General features: G+C 50.6%; 17 protein-coding genes. 13 read left to right on the top strand and 4 right to left on the bottom strand.

Annotation, left to right across the window (positions count from 1 at the left end; genetic code table 11):
• Positions 1–4 precede the first annotated feature (4 nt).
• On the bottom strand, positions 5–907 hold the full coding sequence (locus tag V2546_RS05320) for a LysR family transcriptional regulator (RefSeq protein ID WP_118297024.1): 903 nt from the start codon (positions 905–907) through the stop codon (positions 5–7).
• Positions 908–1,336: 429 nt separating this feature from the next.
• On the opposite strand from V2546_RS05320, the gene V2546_RS05315 reads away from it, so the two are divergent.
• The 8 genes from V2546_RS05315 to V2546_RS05280 all read left to right on the top strand — a co-directional run bounded on the left by V2546_RS05315 (position 1,337) and on the right by V2546_RS05280 (position 9,694).
• Positions 1,337–2,551, top strand: a complete 1,215-nt coding sequence (locus V2546_RS05315; protein WP_329751739.1) for an ABC transporter substrate-binding protein — start codon at positions 1,337–1,339, stop codon at positions 2,549–2,551.
• Positions 2,552–2,809: 258 nt separating this feature from the next.
• Positions 2,810–3,691, top strand: a complete 882-nt coding sequence (locus V2546_RS05310; RefSeq protein WP_118533227.1) for a branched-chain amino acid ABC transporter permease — start codon at positions 2,810–2,812, stop codon at positions 3,689–3,691.
• 9 nt (positions 3,692–3,700) lie between these two features.
• On the top strand, positions 3,701–4,774 hold the full coding sequence (locus V2546_RS05305) for a branched-chain amino acid ABC transporter permease (protein ID WP_118297138.1): 1,074 nt from the start codon (positions 3,701–3,703) through the stop codon (positions 4,772–4,774).
• A 1-nt stretch (position 4,775) separates the two neighbouring features.
• Positions 4,776–5,540: an ABC transporter ATP-binding protein gene (locus V2546_RS05300; RefSeq protein ID WP_182426862.1), complete on the top strand. Its 765-nt coding sequence runs from the start codon at positions 4,776–4,778 to the stop codon at positions 5,538–5,540.
• Between the two features lie 15 nt (positions 5,541–5,555).
• The gene (locus V2546_RS05295; RefSeq protein ID WP_118514659.1) at positions 5,556–6,266 is read left to right on the top strand and encodes an ABC transporter ATP-binding protein; all 711 of its coding nucleotides are present in this window, start codon (positions 5,556–5,558) and stop codon (positions 6,264–6,266) included.
• 516 nt (positions 6,267–6,782) lie between these two features.
• Entirely contained in the window at positions 6,783–7,388 is a 606-nt protein-coding gene (locus V2546_RS05290) for a cytidylate kinase-like family protein (RefSeq protein ID WP_329751737.1), read from the top strand.
• 585 nt (positions 7,389–7,973) lie between these two features.
• Positions 7,974–8,984 (top strand): 3-deoxy-7-phosphoheptulonate synthase, encoded by a 1,011-nt coding sequence (aroF, locus tag V2546_RS05285; protein ID WP_329751736.1) that lies wholly within the window; start codon positions 7,974–7,976, stop codon positions 8,982–8,984.
• A 353-nt stretch (positions 8,985–9,337) separates the two neighbouring features.
• Entirely contained in the window at positions 9,338–9,694 is a 357-nt protein-coding gene (locus tag V2546_RS05280; protein ID WP_118297029.1) for a cupin domain-containing protein, read from the top strand.
• Here V2546_RS05280 and V2546_RS05275 read toward each other — a convergent pair.
• Together V2546_RS05275 and V2546_RS05270 are read right to left on the bottom strand one after the other, a co-directional pair.
• Entirely contained in the window at positions 9,691–11,061 is a 1,371-nt protein-coding gene (locus V2546_RS05275; RefSeq protein ID WP_118297030.1) for an MATE family efflux transporter, read from the bottom strand. The two genes, V2546_RS05280 and V2546_RS05275, sit on opposite strands and share 4 nt — an antisense overlap.
• Before the next feature lie 444 nt (positions 11,062–11,505).
• The gene (locus V2546_RS05270; RefSeq protein ID WP_329751735.1) at positions 11,506–11,652 is read right to left on the bottom strand and encodes a hypothetical protein; all 147 of its coding nucleotides are present in this window, start codon (positions 11,650–11,652) and stop codon (positions 11,506–11,508) included.
• Between the two features lie 165 nt (positions 11,653–11,817).
• On the opposite strand from V2546_RS05270, the gene V2546_RS05265 reads away from it, so the two are divergent.
• The 4 genes from V2546_RS05265 (at position 11,818) to V2546_RS05250 (ending at position 15,084) form a co-directional block, all read left to right on the top strand.
• The gene (locus V2546_RS05265) at positions 11,818–12,183 is read left to right on the top strand and encodes a MerR family transcriptional regulator (protein ID WP_329751754.1); all 366 of its coding nucleotides are present in this window, start codon (positions 11,818–11,820) and stop codon (positions 12,181–12,183) included.
• A gap of 17 nt (positions 12,184–12,200) precedes the next feature.
• A complete protein-coding gene (locus tag V2546_RS05260; protein ID WP_215703648.1) occupies positions 12,201–13,025 on the top strand; it encodes a TrmH family RNA methyltransferase in 825 nt (274 codons plus the stop codon).
• A gap of 197 nt (positions 13,026–13,222) precedes the next feature.
• Entirely contained in the window at positions 13,223–14,728 is a 1,506-nt protein-coding gene (locus V2546_RS05255; protein ID WP_329751734.1) for a hypothetical protein, read from the top strand.
• A gap of 65 nt (positions 14,729–14,793) precedes the next feature.
• Positions 14,794–15,084 (top strand): DUF4491 family protein, encoded by a 291-nt coding sequence (locus tag V2546_RS05250; protein ID WP_118297033.1) that lies wholly within the window; start codon positions 14,794–14,796, stop codon positions 15,082–15,084.
• Between the two features lie 219 nt (positions 15,085–15,303).
• Here the strand turns inward: V2546_RS05250 and V2546_RS05245 are convergent, their stop codons facing one another.
• Entirely contained in the window at positions 15,304–15,456 is a 153-nt protein-coding gene (locus V2546_RS05245) for a hypothetical protein (protein ID WP_182426864.1), read from the bottom strand.
• Positions 15,457–15,501: 45 nt separating this feature from the next.
• Here V2546_RS05245 and V2546_RS05240 point away from each other — a divergent pair, with 45 nt between their 5' ends.
• Positions 15,502–16,455 (top strand): L-lactate dehydrogenase, encoded by a 954-nt coding sequence (locus V2546_RS05240; RefSeq protein WP_329751733.1) that lies wholly within the window; start codon positions 15,502–15,504, stop codon positions 16,453–16,455.
• The last annotated feature ends 5 nt before the right edge of the window (positions 16,456–16,460 follow it).

Here is a 16,460-nt window from a genome sequence, read left to right as displayed (position 1 = left end):
TCCGTCACATTCCCTCAAATTTCCGGATCTCCTCCAGATATTTCTGTCCCAACGGGCTTAGCGCGATTCCTTTTCTCTTCAGATATCCGATCGTCATGACCTCATCCGACTTTAACTTGACGGCAAGGTAATCCGATCCGTTCAGATTGTCGCAGAGGATCCCGGAACAGAGCGTATATCCGTTTAAGCCCACCATCAGGTTTAACAGGGTCGCACGGTCATTTGCACGGATCAGCCGTTTATAGCTGTAGGTGCTGAGGACTTCTTCGGCAAAATAGAAGGAATTATAATTTCCCTGTTCAAAGGAGAGACACGGATATTCCTGAAGTTCCTCGATCGTGATCTCGTCCTGACCGGCCAGCGGATGACCTTTCCAGAGATAGACATAGATCCCGCAGTCCATCAGCGGACAGAATTCCAGATCTGACTCATCAAACAGCTTCGTGAGGACTTTCCGGTTAAAGTCGTTTAAATAAAGAATACCGATCTCACTGCGGAATGTCTTCACATCCTCGATGACCTCGTAAGTCTTTTCCTCCCGCACCGCAAATTCGTATTCATCCATGCCGAACTGCTTGACCATCTCGATGAACGCATTCACCGCGAACGTATAATGCTGCATGGAAACGCCGAATTTTTTCTTCACGTTCTTCTTTTCGATATAGCGGGACTCCATCAGCTTATACTGTTCCGTGACCTGCCTGGCATAGCCCAGGAACTCCTGTCCTTCCGGGGTCAGGACAACGCCGCGGTTGCTTCTCTTAAAAAGCTCCGTTCCGATCTCATGTTCCAGCTCCTTTAACGCCAGTGAGAGACTCGGCTGGGAAATAAACAGGAGCTTCGCCGCTTCGTTCATGGAACCGGTGTCTGCGATCGTGATCACATATTTTAACTGCGTAAGCGTCATAATACTCTCCTTTCCGGCCGGTTCAGATGGCCAGGATCTTCGTTCGCCCAGTTACTCAGATTTTACCGATTCCCGCGCATTTTGTCAATCACAGAGACACATCGTCTGACACGTCCGCTATTTTTACGGACAGAATATTTCCAAACGGAAGCTGCGGATTCTGCCGCTTTGAAATGCGGAATACCGGCTTCTTTCCGTCCAGTAAAACAAGCCTTGTTTTATTCCGCAACTCAGAATAAATCCAGCGTTTTTCTCCCCAAAATGCTATAAACCCGTAAAAAATACGTGTTTTTCCCCGTTAAAATTTTAATTAGCTTGACATTCTGAAGTAAACTCCCTATAATTCAAAATAATCTTTAACCGTTCCACTTCAAATTGACAAAGCAGTGAATGGTTATCATGATAACAAGTTCCAGAGGAGGAAACATTATGAAAAAAAGATTTTTAAGCCTTGGTCTTGCAATGGCAATGGCAGCATCTTTAACAGCATGTGGAAGCTCTTCTTCCACAACAGAAACAACAACAGCTGCAGCAGCTGACGCGACAACAGCCGCTGCTGGAGAGAGCACAGCAGCTTCCGGTGAAGTATTCAAGATCGGTGGTATCGGCCCGGTTACAGGTGCAGCTGCCGTATACGGTCTCGCAGTTAAGAACGGCGCACAGATCGCAGTTGATGAGATCAATGCTGACGGCGGCATCAACGGTTACCAGATCGATTTCCAGTTCCAGGATGATGAGCATGACGCAGAAAAATCCGTCAACGCTTACAACACCTTAAAAGACTGGGGCATGCAGATGATCATGGGTACTGTAACATCCGCTCCGTGCGTAGCAGTCGCTGACAAGACAATGGCTGACAATATGTTCCAGATCACACCGTCCGGTTCTTCCGTTGAGTGTGCACAGAACCCGAACGTATTCCGCGTATGCTTCTCTGACCCGGATCAGGGTGCTGCATCCGCAACCTACATTGCTGAGAACAAGCTTGCTGATAAGATCGCAGTGATCTACGACAGCTCCGATGTATATTCCAGCGGTATCTACGAGAGGTTCGCTTCCGAGGCTGCAAACCATGGTCTTGATATCGTTGCTGCTGAGGCATTCACAGCTGATTCCAACAAGGACTTCTCCACACAGCTTCAGAAAGCAAAGGATGCAGGCGCTGACCTTGTATTCCTTCCGATCTACTACACAGAAGCATCCCTGATCCTCAACCAGGCAAACACTATGGGTTACGCTCCGAAATTCTTCGGATGTGACGGTATGGACGGTATCCTTCAGGTTGACAACTTCGATACAAAGCTTGCTGAGGGCTTAATGCTCTTAACACCGTTCGCAGCAGATGCTGACGACGAGCTCACACAGAAGTTCGTAACTGCTTACAAAGAGAAATACGGCGAGACACCGATCCAGTTCGCTGCTGATGCATACGATGCGATCTATGCGATCAAAGCTGCTGCTGAGGAAGCTGGCATCACACCGGAGACTTCTGTAAGCGATACATGCGACAAGATGAAAGAAGCAATGTTAAAGATCACTGTAAACGGTCTTACAGGTGAGAACATGACATGGACAGAAGACGGCGAGCCGCACAAGGCACCGAAGGCTGTCAAGGTTGTAGACGGCGCTTACCAGGCGATGTAATCAGACATGAAAGAATGACGTTACCGGACACATCATGTGAACCGTAACAATGACAGAATTAAGAGGATTGTCGCTTCGGCAATCCTCTTGTTTCTTTCAGGGTCTTATGGTATTATGAACATAAAATTTGCTGTCGGGGGCAAAAATCCGTCAGCAGGATCCCGCCCGCAACTGTCCATCCGGTCTGTACGTTCCTATTATAGACCGCAAGAACCGGCGAAAACCCGCCGGAAAAGATACCGAGGTGTAAAAGTTATGATGGGTTTTATCAACTATTTAATCAATGGAATCAGCCTTGGCAGTGTCTACGCGATCATCGCACTCGGATACACCATGGTCTACGGAATTGCCAAAATGCTGAACTTCGCCCATGGAGATATCATCATGGTCGGAAGCTATACCGTATTTATCACAACGCGCTACCTGGGAATGCCGACTTTCTTAAGCGTGCTCCTGGCCGTTGTCGTGTGCACGCTCCTCGGTATCGTCATCGAGCGCGTTGCCTACAAACCACTGCGTGACGCCTCCCCGCTGTCCGTCCTGATCACGGCGATCGGTGTCAGCTACTTATTACAGAACGTCGCTCTCCTCTTATTCGGAGCCGACACAAAGTCCTTTACATCCGTTGTGACATTCCCGGCGATCAAGCTCGCAGACGGAGCCATCACGATCACCGGAGAGACGACCGTTACGATCCTCTCCTGTATCGTCATCATGATCGGACTTACCGCATTTATCAACAAGACAAAAGCAGGTCAGGCAATGCTCGCTGTCTCTGAGGACCGCGGCGCTGCAACCTTAATGGGTGTAAACGTAAACGGTACGATCGCCTTAACATTCGCGATCGGTTCTGCTCTCGCTGCGATCGCAGGCGTGCTGCTCTGCTCCGCTTACCCGTCCCTGACCCCGTACACAGGATCCATGCCTGGTATCAAGGCTTTCGTAGCCGCAGTTTTCGGCGGGATCGGTTCCATCCCGGGCGCCCTGATCGGCGGAGTCCTGCTCGGAATTATTGAGATCCTGTCAAAAGCGTATATCTCTTCCCAGCTTTCCGATGCGATCGTGTTCTCCGTACTGATCATCGTCCTTTTAGTACGTCCGACCGGTATCCTGGGCAAGAAACTGAACGAGAAAGTGTAGGTGATCGACATGAAAAGTACAGCAAAAAAGAAAACATTCGTCAACAATATGATCACCCTCGGAATGGTGGCCGCTGCCTGGCTCATCATGGAGATCCTCATGAACACCGGACATGTATCCAGCCTTTTAAAGGGACTTCTCGTCCCGTTCTGTATCTATGTGATCATGGCAGTATCCTTAAACCTTACCGTCGGAATCCTCGGTGAATTAAGCCTTGGACATGCGGGATTCATGTGCGTCGGTGCATTCGCCGGTGCCCTCTTCTCCAAATGCATGAAGGGAACCTTAAATCCGACTGTAAGCCTTGTGATCGCGATTTTTATCGGCGCTGCCGTTGCAGCTGTCTGCGGTATCCTGATCGGTATCCCGGTTTTACGTCTGCGCGGTGACTATCTCGCGATCGTTACCCTGGCATTCGGTGAGATCATCAAGAACCTCATCAACGCCATATTCCTTGGACGGGACGCAGATGGTTTCCACATTTCCTTTAAGGACTCCATGTCCCTCGGCTTAAAAGACGGCGGTGAAGTCCTCATCAAGGGACCGCAGGGAATCACCGGAACTCCGCAGGCCGCAACCTTTACGATCGGTATCATCCTGGTCCTGATCACTCTCGTGATCGTCATGAACCTTGTAAATTCCAGAACGGGCCGCGCGATCATGTCCATCCGTGACAACCGCATCGCTGCTGAGTCCATCGGAATCAACATCACGAAATATAAGCTGCTCGCATTCAGCATCTCCGCAGCTTTAGCAGGTGTTGCCGGCGTTCTCTACGCCCACAACCTGACCACACTGACTGCTCTCCCAAAGAACTTCGGCTACAACATGTCCATCATGATCCTTGTATACGTCGTTCTCGGCGGAATCGGAAGCATCCGCGGATCGGTGATCTCCACCGTCATCCTCTATCTGCTCCCGGAGCTTTTAAGAGGCTTAAACAACTACCGTATGCTGATCTACGCGATCGTCCTGATCCTTGCGATGCTCTTCAACTCTGCACCGCAGTTCATCACGCTCCGCAAACGGATTTTCGGCGGATTTGCATCACATACCACACATTCCGGAAAGGGGGAAGCTTAAAATGTCAGACATGTTAAGTGTAAAGGGACTGAGCATCTCCTTCGGCGGCTTAAAGGCTGTCAACAATTTTGCGATCAATATCGAAAAGGGCCAGCTCTACGGCCTCATCGGACCGAACGGTGCCGGCAAGACCACGATCTTCAACCTTCTGACCGGTGTTTATAAGCCGGATACGGGAACGATCCTCTTAGACGGTCAGAACCTTACCGGAAAGTCCACGACCGACATCAACAAGGCCGGAATTGCCCGTACTTTCCAGAACATCCGTCTCTTCAAGGACCTCTCCGTTCTTGACAATGTAAAGGCAGGACTTCACAATCACCACCCCTACTCCACGATCGAGGGAATTCTCCGTCTCCCGCGCTATTATAAGGTCGAAAAAGAGATGGATGAGGAAGCCATGGAGCTCTTAAAGGTGTTCGGACTCGACAATGAGTGTGATTTCAAGGCATCCAACCTTCCTTACGGTAAGCAGAGAAAGCTTGAGATCGCCCGCGCGCTCGCAACAGAGCCGAAGCTTCTTCTTCTCGATGAGCCGGCGGCCGGCATGAACCCGAACGAGACCGCGGAGCTGATGGAGACGATCCGCTTCGTCCGCGACCATTTCGGAATGACCATTCTCCTGATCGAACACGATATGAAACTCGTCAGCGGCATCTGTGAGCGCCTCACCGTGTTAAACTTCGGTCAGGTTCTCTGCACAGGTCCTACGCAGGAAGTTTTGAGCAATCCGGATGTTATCAAGGCATATCTCGGTGATGAATAGGAGGAGAAACAGATTATGGCAATGCTGGAAGTAAGAGATCTGGAAGTCTATTATGGCGTGATCCAGGCTTTAAAGGGAATCTCCTTCGATGTAAACCAGGGAGAGATCGTTGCTCTGATCGGTGCCAACGGTGCCGGTAAGACGACTACGCTGCACACGGTAACAGGACTTTTAAGTGCCCGTTCCGGACATATCATCTATGAGGGAACCGATATCACAAGAGTCCCGGGCTACAAGCTTGTCAGCATGGGCATCGCCCATGTTCCGGAGGGGCGCCGCGTGTTCTCCACGCTCTCCGTTCTCCAGAATTTAAAGCTGGGCGCTTATACGAGAAAGGACAAGGCGGAGATGGAAGCGACGTTGAACATGATCTACGAGCGTTTCCCGCGTCTGAAGGAGCGTGTGAACCAGCCAGCCGGTACTCTCTCCGGCGGTGAGCAGCAGATGCTCGCCATGGGCCGCGCTCTCATGAGCCACCCGAAGCTGATCGTTCTTGACGAGCCGTCGATGGGTCTGTCTCCGATCTATGTGAATGAGGTGTTTGACATTATCCAGAGTATCAACCGCGACGGTGTGACGGTTCTCCTGGTCGAGCAGAATGCGAAGAAGGCGCTTTCGATCGCGAATAAGGCGTATGTGCTTGAGACGGGGAAGATCGTTTTGAGTGGGGATGCGAAGGATATGATGAATAATGATCAGGTGAAGAAAGCTTATCTGAGTGAGTAAGTGAAGGGATCTATTGTTACGGTCTGCGCGTTGCGTGGGCCGTAATTTTTTTATGTTGAATCATAGTGGCGAAAGCAGGACGCGTTGATCCTCCGGGAAGGAGTGCACAGGGATGCGGGGAAGGTTCCTCTAAGCCTGCAGGAGACTGCTAAAGGCGGGGAAAATATGACACAACTCGCTTCGCTCAGACAAGTGTCATATTTTCCCCAACGCAGTCACCCGCGGGCTAAGAGGAAGCCAGTTCCCCGGATCAAGGCACTCCTTCCCGGAGGATCAACGCTTAGCAAGCTCGCTTGGGGAGAAGGAAGGTAGTTTCCTGGTTTAAGTAGGCCTGTGCGGAGGATTGATACTTAATAAGGCCGCTGGGGATGTTGTTGTTTTATATTTTCTTACAGTTCTATAAATTGGAAAATTTTGTGTAACTTTTTGGCGATTTTATGGTATACTCTTTACAGACAGCACTGAAACTGTGCAGAATTAAGGATAATAGCAACTTGTACAGGGGAGGAAGATATTATGAGCAAAGTCATCACTATCAGCCGTGAATTCGGCAGCGGCGGACGCGAGATCGGCGTCTGCCTCGCAAAGAAATTTGGGATTCCTGTTTACGATAAGGAACTGATCGCTATGGCGGCCGAGGACAGCAATATCTCTGAGGATCTTTTTCACGCAAACGATGAGGTGATCGCCAGACAGAAGCGGATCAACTATGATGATCTCGCAACGGTCGATCCTTTCTCCCCTGCCTATGAGATCCCAGTTTCTGATCAGCTTTTTGTGATCCAGTCGAAGATCATCCGCCAGCTTGCGAACCAGGGACCTTGTGTCATCATCGGAAGATGTTCTGACGTGATCGTTGAGGATGCTTTCCGGGTATTTATCTCCTCCGGTCTCAAAAAGCGTGTGGAGCGCATCCTGGCGCTTGAAAAGGAACCGGATGAGGATGTGAAGAAGCTGGAAAGTCGGATTCGTGCCATCGACGCGAAGCGCCGCGACTACTATCAGTACTACAGCGGCAATGAGTGGGGCAAACCGAAAAATTATGATCTCTGCTTAAACAGCGGTACTCTCGGGATCGAGCGGTGCGTGGAGATCATTGCGAATACGGTGTCATTGGAATAGGATATAGAGATTTTGATCGGCTGGAAATCCCCGGCATAGTTATGAGCACATGGCTGCGCCGGGGATTTTTCGTGATATTCCCGTCTTCTGTAATCCTGACCTTTTACGTCCTTGTATCGTACTTACAAATTTACAACTAGTCTTCTATCCCCACTGCTGTTCGGATCTTTTTTGTTCTGATCATTCTTCTGCTCTTCTTTATTTTTTAGCCTTTATTATTTCATTCTTTTGTATATTTTATCACATAAAAGCGTAAAACTTCAACTTATTGAATTTTTCTATTGACAAATGCATCTGCCAGCGCTATGATAACTTCAGCAGCCGGAAAGAATCGATCCGGCGGTCAATCTTCAGAGAGGAGAACAGCAGATATGAAGAACCAGATGATGAATCTTTTTGCATCCTATTCTTTTTATTATTTTCCGGGCTATTATTACGGCGCGGACTGTTTCTGCTGCAAAAAACAAACCTCTCCGATCGAAGGTCAAAGGGCCTGAGGAAACGTAACGAAAACGTGGAGCCGGTGTTTGCGATTGCAGCAGACACCGGATTTTTTATTTTAACAGAAAAAAGGAGAAAACAATCATGATCATTATCTTAAAGAAAGACGCCAATAAACAGAAAGTAGAATCTTTAAAGACCGAACTTGTAAACCAGGGCTTCAAGCTTCATCTCTCTGAGGGAACCGAAGCTTCCCTGATCGGACTGATCGGTGATACGAGTATGATCCATGAGGACTGGCTGCGCGCCAACGATGTCGTTGAGGATGTCCGCCGGATCCGCGAGCCGTACAAAAAGGCAAACCGCTCCATGCACCCGGATGACACCGTGATCGATATCTGCGGCAGAAAGATCGGCGGCGGCAATTTCCAGGTGATCGCCGGACCGTGTTCGATCGAGACGAAGGAACAGATCACAGAGGTCGCTGAGGATGTGAAACGCTCCGGCGCTACTCTTCTCCGCGGCGGTGCTTTCAAGCCGAGAACTTCCCCGTACGCATTCCAGGGGCTTCATGAGCACGGTCTTGATCTTCTCCTCGAGGCAAAAAAAGCCACAGGTCTCCCGGTCGTCACAGAGATCATGAGTGCTGAGCATCTCCCGCTCTTCGATGACGTGGATGTCATTCAGGTCGGTGCGAGAAATATGCAGAACTTCGAGCTCTTAAAGGTTCTCGGAAAGATCGACAAGCCGATCCTCTTAAAGCGCGGACTTGCCAACACTCTGGACGAGCTCTTGATGAGTGCCGAGTACATCATGGCAGGTGGAAATGAAAAGGTCATCCTCTGTGAGCGCGGGATCCGTACTTTCGAGACTTCCTACAGAAATACGCTCGATATCTCCGCTGTCCCGATGTTAAAGAAGAAAACTCACCTTCCGGTCATCATCGACCCGAGCCATGCAGCCGGGATCCGTTTCATGGTCGAGCCGCTCGCTATGGCAGCGATCGCAGCCGGAGCTGACGGTCTCATGATCGAGGTCCACAACAATCCTGAAAAAGCCCTCTGCGACGGTGCCCAGTCCCTGACACCGGAGATGTTTGATCATCTGATGAAGAAAGTGAATAAGACGGTGGATTTCTTCCATACACTTGGGTAAGCCGATCATCTGTTTGAAATCACCGCCATGCAGAATATAAAATGCCCCCTGAATCTCGTTCACTCAGGGGGCATTCCTGGTATTTTTCTCTTGTATCCCAGCATTTTGATCTTAAATGTAAAAAATATATTTTCTCATGTTTTGAACCCAAATGGAAAATGCAAGAACACCTACAGCGGCCATACTATTCAGGCATATATAAACATATTGCCGGGTTGCGAAAAATATAAAATCAGATTTTTCTTTTTCTAAATATGCAGTATAATAAATTTGTCAATATTTTAGGCAGACCAATCCCGCAAAGATGGCTGCCCGGCAGATTTTCATTGAAATATTTCAGGGAGGTTTCCACTATGGTCAGAAAAACAGAAGTCGCATTTGTACCGAATTTAAGAGGCGGTGAAGGCACCGTCGAGATCCGTCATCTTTTAAGCAAGGACGAGCTCATGGGACATGCATCCATGTACGCACACGTGATCATCCCGCCGCACGGCAGCATCGGTTTCCACCAGCATGTAGAAAATACCGAGCCGTACTATGTGATCAAAGGAAAGGGGATCTTTGAGGACAACGACCACACAGAGACCGAGATCCACCCGGGCGATGTCTGTGTGATCGAGGTTGGTCAGAGCCATGCCATCAAAAATCCGTTTGATGAGCCGTTAGAATTTATGGCACTCGTGATCAATGAACGCGGAAAAGAGATTTAAATCTGCTTTTCCCAGTCCATCCGAAGCAAGAATACGATAAAAATGATCGAGCTTAAGCTCCATGTCAGCGGGTAAGCCGATGAGATCGTCCGGAATACCGGAATGATCCGGAGTGCGATCGTCACGTAGAGAACGCGGATCCCGCACCAGCAGATGAGCATCGTGAACATCGGGACCACTGATTTTCCGGCTCCACGGAGGACGCCGGACGCGCAGTTGGAAAATGCCAGAAGGAAAAAGAACAGTGCAACCGTTCTTCCATGGATCGTTCCGAAGCGGATCGCTTCCGGTGCATCGACAAAGATCCTAAGAAGGATCGGGATCCAGATAAAAAGACAGATTCCCACAAGCTCTGCCATCACCATGCCGAACGCAAGGCCGATGGCGGAGCCTTTTTTTGCCCGGTCTGCTCTCCCGGCTCCAAGATTCTGGCTCACAAAGGTCGTGAGCGCCATGGACATGCTCATGATCGGGAGAAACGCGATCCCCTCAAGCTTCGCAAAGGCACCCTGTCCGGAGATCGCGAATGCGCCGAATGTATTGATATTTGACTGGACGACGAGATTTCCGATGCTGATGACCGAGTTCTGGAGCCCCGTCGGAAGTCCCTGGACGATAACCTGGCGGATCATTTCTTTATGGAAGCGCAGTTCCTTCCAATGGATCGTCGCTGCCCCGCCGTCCTTTACCATGCGTGACAGGCATAAAAGAACGCTGAGTCCCTGCGCGATCACGGTCGCAACCGCGGCTCCGGCTGCGCTCCATTTGAATCCGGCGACAAAAATGAGATCCAGGATCATGTTCACCACGGAGGAAAAGATCAGGTAATAGAGTGGATGTACGCTGTCCCCGACCGCCCGCATGATGTTCATGCAGATGTTGTACATGATGACCGTGGAGACGCCGGCAAAATAGATTCCAAAGTACAGTCGCGCCTCCGTCATTACGCTGTCCGGCGTGTGAAGCCAGCCAAGCAGGATCGGGACAAACACCTGACCGATGATCGTCGCGAGAATGGAAAACACGATCCCCAGAAGGAAGTTCGTGTGGACTGCCCGCTGCAGGTTCTCCTCGTCCTGTGCTCCAAAGTATTTTGAGATCACGACTCCGCCGCCGATCGCGATCCCGCCGAAGAGCGTGATCACCGACATCGTCACATTTCCGGACAGGCTGACCGCCGCGAATGCGTCATTGCTCGCAAAGTTCCCGACGACCCAGGCGTCCGCCATGTTGTAGAGCTGCTGCAAAAGCTGACCGAGAAAGATCGGGATCATAAACGTAAAAAGCCCCTTCGCGATCGGTCCTTCCGTCAGATTTCCTTTCTGATCCGCATTTTTCTTTGCCGTGCTTTTTCTGAAAAAATCCATCTTTTTCCTCCCCGCAGGACCAGGGAATATCCGCCGTTCACGGACATTCGTCGTTTAAGTGACACGTTGTAACTAATATAATCGTATCATGCAAGTACCTGCTTGTCAAGTGAAGGTATTTCCTGCGCTATGCTTATAATCTTCGTGTTGAAAGGCGCCTATACACGGATTTTTCCTGTCCGTGCACGGCGCCTTTTCATTCATTATTTTCTGATCCGGGCAGGCATACTCTTCCTGTCTCAGTCCAGCTTCTTTTTCGTCAGATATGTCAGATGCACCACGCTGTCCGGAAGCTGCTCCACTGCCTTCAAGTTCATTTTCCTCCTTTCAATTTCCGATTCTTCCAAATTTCTAGCTTCCATCTCTCTGCCTAACCAACCGCTGATTGTTTTCCAGGCACCATTCATCAGATTTTCCCATCTTCCGCCGCGTACAACCGCAGCATTAATTTCCAAGTGATAACAAATCCGTCCACTCTTTCACATCTGCCTGCGCCTTCGGAACGTTTTTTCTCGAAACAGACAGTCCGTTATCCACGACATCTGCGGCCGCCATGACTATACTGATCTGTTTCACTCTGTTCAGTTTCATTTTGCTCTTTTTCGTCCTTTCATGATTCCTGCAAGCAGGAGATTCAGCCCGAATATCATAACACATGTTTGCGCAATGCGCGGACAGGAACCAGCGGCCTGCCGAACCGGTCCTTGTCTTTTCGGGTCTCACATGCTATAATCCGATTGATACTACCGATTATATATTCCGATTGTAACAACCGGTCAATGGCTTTCGGTATCTGCCAACGTAAAACGTGACAGCAACAACCGCCGTATTTTCGATGAACATGATGTAAAATGGATCAAAGACCTGGTCTGCCTGAAAAAATGCGGGATGAGCATTCAGGAAATGAAGGAATATCTTGCCCTTTGTCTTCAGGGCGAGAGCACGATCATGAAACGAAAGGAAATGCTTTCCAGGAAGCAGGAAATGCTGCGCGAATCCATCCGGGAGCTGGAGAACAGCATCGACTATATCGACTGGAAGCAGAATTTTTACGATGAGGTGCTTTCCGGGAAACGCCCGTATGTCAGCAACCTGATCTGCTTAAAAGAAGAAACAGACTGAACCGAAAAGGAGATTTTATGCCAGCAATCATAACGATCACCGACCTTAATCTGCCGGAACTCGACCTCTTTTCCCGCTATTCCGAGTCCCAGCTTTATCATATCAACGAACCGGCCCCCGGGATCTTCATTGCGGAAAGCCCGAATGTGATCCGCCGCGCCCTGAATGCCGGATACGAACCTGTCTCCGTCCTGATCGAGGACCGGCAGACGGATCCATGGATCCCGGAACTTTTTTCCGATTACCCGGACCTTCCCGTTTATACCGCAGCTGCCTCTCTTCTCACAAATCTCACCGGCTTCGCACTGACACGCGGACTTCTCTGCGCCATGAAGCGGAAGCCGATGCCTTCTGTGGAGGAGATCTGTAAAGGAAAACGCCGGATCGCCGTGCTCGAAAATGTTGTAAATCCAACAAATATCGGCGCCATCTTCCGCTCAGCCGCAGCGCTCGGCATGGATGCCGTCCTACTCTCCTCCGGCTGCAGCGACCCGTTTTACCGGAGAGCCGCCAGAGTCAGCATGGGAACCGTTTTCCAGATCCCGTGGACTTATTTTCCGAAAGAGGCCGATCTCTCCGCAGGCGGACTTACACACCTCAAAGCCATGGGATACAAGACTGCCGCCATGGCATTAAAGGAAGATTCCGTCTCCATCGATGATCCCGGACTTCTCTCAGAAGAAAAGCTCGCCGTGATCCTCGGAACCGAGGGCGACGGTCTCGCCTCCGCCACGATCGATGGCTGTGACTACACGGTCATGATCCCGATGGCGCATGGCGTTGACTCCTTAAATGTCGCAGCGGCGAGTGCGGTGGCGTTCTGGGAGCTCTCGAGACATTGACGAGACCGGAACCCTGACATCTTCTCGCGTCGGATGCGTTTGTCCTTGATAACCGATTGCTTCGTGCAGGCACGCATCGCCACCTCATGAACACTCGGCAAATTCCGCCATGTGAAAAATCTGTGTATTTCACAGTTTTAACAAACTTAATTCGTATACTTCTTTGTATACTTCATTTTAGAAAGGATCTGATTCTCATGAAAAAACAGGCACTCTTCTGCATGCTTCTTGCAGGGACCCTTATGGTCGGCGGATGCGGACAGAAAGCCGCTGATCCCGCCGCTGATACTACCGCACAGGTGACAGAAGCTTCCGATTCCGCTCCGGCTGATAAACCGGATGGAGCTCCGGGAGAAAATTCTGACAGGCCAGGAAATCCGCCGGATGGTACTTCGGGAAATATGGACGGAAAACAGGCTCCTCCAGACGGAGAAGGCGGTCCTGGCGGCCCGGGCGGACAGAATTCCGCACCGGAATCCTACGATGCTGTCTCCAGCTTTTCTGAAGATAAAGAGGAAAGCGACCAGACTTACGCTTCCACCGGAAAGGATGAAAGTGCAGTTCTTGTGACCAGCGGTGCGTCTGTCACTTTAAATAACTTCACGATCGACCGCACCTCCACCGACAGCACCGGCGGCGACAACTCCAGCTTCTACGGCACCGGCGCCGCTGCCCTTGCCACAGACGGAGCCCTGACACTCACCGGCGGCACGATCACCACCGACGCGAAAGGCGGTGCAGGCGTCTTCAGCTACGGCAACGGCAATGTCTCCGTATCCGACACCACGATCACCACAAAGCAGGACACCTCCGGAGGGATCCACGTCGCCGGCGGCGGAACTCTCACCGCTTCCAACCTTACTGTTGAGACAAACGGCGAATCTTCCGCAGCGATCCGGAGCGACCGCGGCGGCGGGACCATGACCATAAACGGTGGAACTTACACGTCAAAAGGAACCGGTTCCCCGGCTGTCTACTGTACTGCGGACATTACCGTCAGCGATGCAGCGCTCTCCGCGGAAAATTCCGAGGCGGTCTGCATCGAAGGTTTAAACTCCCTGTCCCTCAAAAACTGCACGCTCTCCGGAAACATCCCGGAAAATGAGCAGAATGACTGCGACTGGACCGTGATCCTCTACCAGAGCATGTCCGGCGATTCCGAGGTCGGCGAGAGTAACTTTTCGATGGAGGGCGGCAGCCTGACTTCCTTAAACGGCGGTCTGTTCTACACGACAAACACTGAGAGTTCCTTCTATCTGAAACATGTGGACATCACCTACTCTCCATCCAATGACTTTTTCTTAAAGTGTACCGGCAATGCCAACAAGCGCGGCTGGGGCGAGAGTGGAAAGAACGGCGCTGACTGCACCTTCACCGCAGATGAGCAGGAAATGAGCGGTGCGATCCTCTGGGACAGCATCAGCAATCTGAAGCTGAACCTCACGAACGGAACGATCCTGACCGGCTCGATCCTTCAGGACGAGACAAATGCCGGCAACGGCGGAAACGGGACCTGTGACGTAACGATCGATGCCCTCTCCGCATGGACCGTGACCGGAAACAGCACAGTCTCCTCCCTGATCTGCAAAGGTTCCATCACGGGTGCTGACGGAAAGAGCGTTTCGATTATCGGAACCGACGGCACCGTGTTTGTCCAGGGCGAAGGCGAGTATACGATCACAACGGGAAGCTATGAACATTAGATAGTAACTGTTCAGTAGTTCTGCGCTGACCATAATAAAACAAGGATTCACAGAAAGGAATTTTTATGAACTGGACCGGACTGATCGCTGCGATCGGAACGTTTCTTCTGATCGGCAGTTTTCATGTGATCGTCATCAAGACAGAATATTACTTTGGAAAACAGGTCTGGCCTGTGTTCGCGGGGATCGGGATTTTTTCCCTGCTCGCCTCTCTCCTGATCTCAAATATGATCATCAGCGTGCTGATCGCTGTTTTCGGGATCACCTGCATCTGGAGCATCAAGGAATTATTTGAGCAGGAAGAGCGGGTAAAGAAAGGATGGTTTCCGGAAAATCCGAAGAAAAAGCAGAAATAAGAAAAATCAAAACAGAACGTCGCTGTTACATAAAAAGTCATGTTCCCGCCTATTTTTCAGATGGGGAACATGACTTTTTTCACACTTATCGTAACTGTTCAGTACCTTCACAGTCACGAGCAAAAATCCATGAAAAATTGCCTGCGGCAATGGGATTTTTGCCTACCCGCCTATGTTTTCTTACGGTCAGCGCAGTAAATGCGCAGACCTACTGAACATTTACCACTTATCTTCTAATGCAGCATTCTCCAACATAAAGAGTTCCGGTTTTTCTGGAATTTTCTGGTTTTTTCGTTGTAAATACAACGGTTTTTCATTTCCGGTTATACTATACTGAACATGCAGGAAGGAAAAACTGAAACCATCTTCCACGCGGAACATCTCCGCACGATTCTGAGCTAACAGGAGGGATCCTTTATGAAACAGACCATCAACCCAAGAAAAGCAGCCGTCATCGGATGCGGCTTCGTCGGATCTGCCACCGCATTCACCCTGATGCAGAGCCGCCTCTTTTCCGAACTCGTCCTTTTGGACGTCAACCACGACAAAGCCGATGGGGAGGCGAAGGACATCGCCCACGGAATCCCGTTTGCCGGTCAGATGAAGATCTATGCCGGAACTTACGATGACATCGCCGATTCCGCGATCATCATCGTCACCGCCGGAGCGAACCAGAAACCGAATGAGACGCGCCTGGACCTGGTCCACAAAAATGTCGCAATCTACAAAACGATCATCCCCGAGATCGCAAAGCGTGGCTTTGAGGGAATCCTCCTCATCGTGTCCAATCCGGTCGACATCCTGACCTACGCGGCGTTAAAGCTCTCCGGCTTCCCGGAAAACCGCGTCATCGGTTCCGGAACCGTACTCGACACGGCGCGGTTAAAATATGCGCTCGGGGAACATCTCGGTGTCGACAGCCGCAGCGTCCATTCCTTCATCATCGGAGAGCACGGAGACAGCGAGATCGCCGCATGGAGTAGCACCAACGTCTCCGGGATCCCGTTAAACACCTTCTGCGAGATGCGCGGCCATTTCGACCATGACCACGCTATGGACCGGATCGCGGAGGACGTAAAAAACAGCGCTTATGACATCATCTCCAAAAAACAGGCAACCTATTACGGGATCGCCATGAGCGTCAAACGGATCTGCGAATGCATCATCCGCAACGAGCGGTCCATTCTCCCGGTTTCCTCCATGATGCACGGGGAGTACGGGATCGACGGCATCTCCCTCAGCATGCCGGCCATCGTGGGATTAACCGGCATCGAGACGCATGTTCCAATCGCGTTAAATGTGGAGGAAGCCGAAAAGCTCCGGGCGTCTGCGGAGACATTGAAAAAAATCGCAGCGACGCTGGAATTGTAAACTCC

This window comes from Clostridium sp. CM74B_53 (genome assembly GCF_036318045.1).
GTDB lineage: Bacteria > Bacillota > Clostridia > Lachnospirales > Lachnospiraceae > Pilosibacter.
This window is presented reverse-complemented; position numbering and strand designations above follow the sequence as displayed.

What these genes read in the sequence shown, in the direction of transcription:
- V2546_RS05320 (WP_118297024.1), bottom strand. Translation starts at nt 907, where the DNA reads ATGACGCTTACGCAGTTAAAATATGTGATCACGATCGCAGACACCGGT.
- V2546_RS05315 (WP_329751739.1), top strand. Translation starts at nt 1,337, where the DNA reads ATGAAAAAAAGATTTTTAAGCCTTGGTCTTGCAATGGCAATGGCAGCA.
- V2546_RS05310 (WP_118533227.1), top strand. Translation starts at nt 2,810, where the DNA reads ATGGGTTTTATCAACTATTTAATCAATGGAATCAGCCTTGGCAGTGTC.
- V2546_RS05305 (WP_118297138.1), top strand. Translation starts at nt 3,701, where the DNA reads ATGAAAAGTACAGCAAAAAAGAAAACATTCGTCAACAATATGATCACC.
- V2546_RS05300 (WP_182426862.1), top strand. Translation starts at nt 4,776, where the DNA reads ATGTCAGACATGTTAAGTGTAAAGGGACTGAGCATCTCCTTCGGCGGC.
- V2546_RS05295 (WP_118514659.1), top strand. Translation starts at nt 5,556, where the DNA reads ATGGCAATGCTGGAAGTAAGAGATCTGGAAGTCTATTATGGCGTGATC.
- V2546_RS05290 (WP_329751737.1), top strand. Translation starts at nt 6,783, where the DNA reads ATGAGCAAAGTCATCACTATCAGCCGTGAATTCGGCAGCGGCGGACGC.
- aroF (WP_329751736.1), top strand. Translation starts at nt 7,974, where the DNA reads ATGATCATTATCTTAAAGAAAGACGCCAATAAACAGAAAGTAGAATCT.
- V2546_RS05280 (WP_118297029.1), top strand. Translation starts at nt 9,338, where the DNA reads ATGGTCAGAAAAACAGAAGTCGCATTTGTACCGAATTTAAGAGGCGGT.
- V2546_RS05275 (WP_118297030.1), bottom strand. Translation starts at nt 11,061, where the DNA reads ATGGATTTTTTCAGAAAAAGCACGGCAAAGAAAAATGCGGATCAGAAA.
- V2546_RS05270 (WP_329751735.1), bottom strand. Translation starts at nt 11,652, where the DNA reads ATGAAACTGAACAGAGTGAAACAGATCAGTATAGTCATGGCGGCCGCA.
- V2546_RS05260 (WP_215703648.1), top strand. Translation starts at nt 12,201, where the DNA reads ATGCCAGCAATCATAACGATCACCGACCTTAATCTGCCGGAACTCGAC.
- V2546_RS05255 (WP_329751734.1), top strand. Translation starts at nt 13,223, where the DNA reads ATGAAAAAACAGGCACTCTTCTGCATGCTTCTTGCAGGGACCCTTATG.
- V2546_RS05250 (WP_118297033.1), top strand. Translation starts at nt 14,794, where the DNA reads ATGAACTGGACCGGACTGATCGCTGCGATCGGAACGTTTCTTCTGATC.
- V2546_RS05240 (WP_329751733.1), top strand. Translation starts at nt 15,502, where the DNA reads ATGAAACAGACCATCAACCCAAGAAAAGCAGCCGTCATCGGATGCGGC.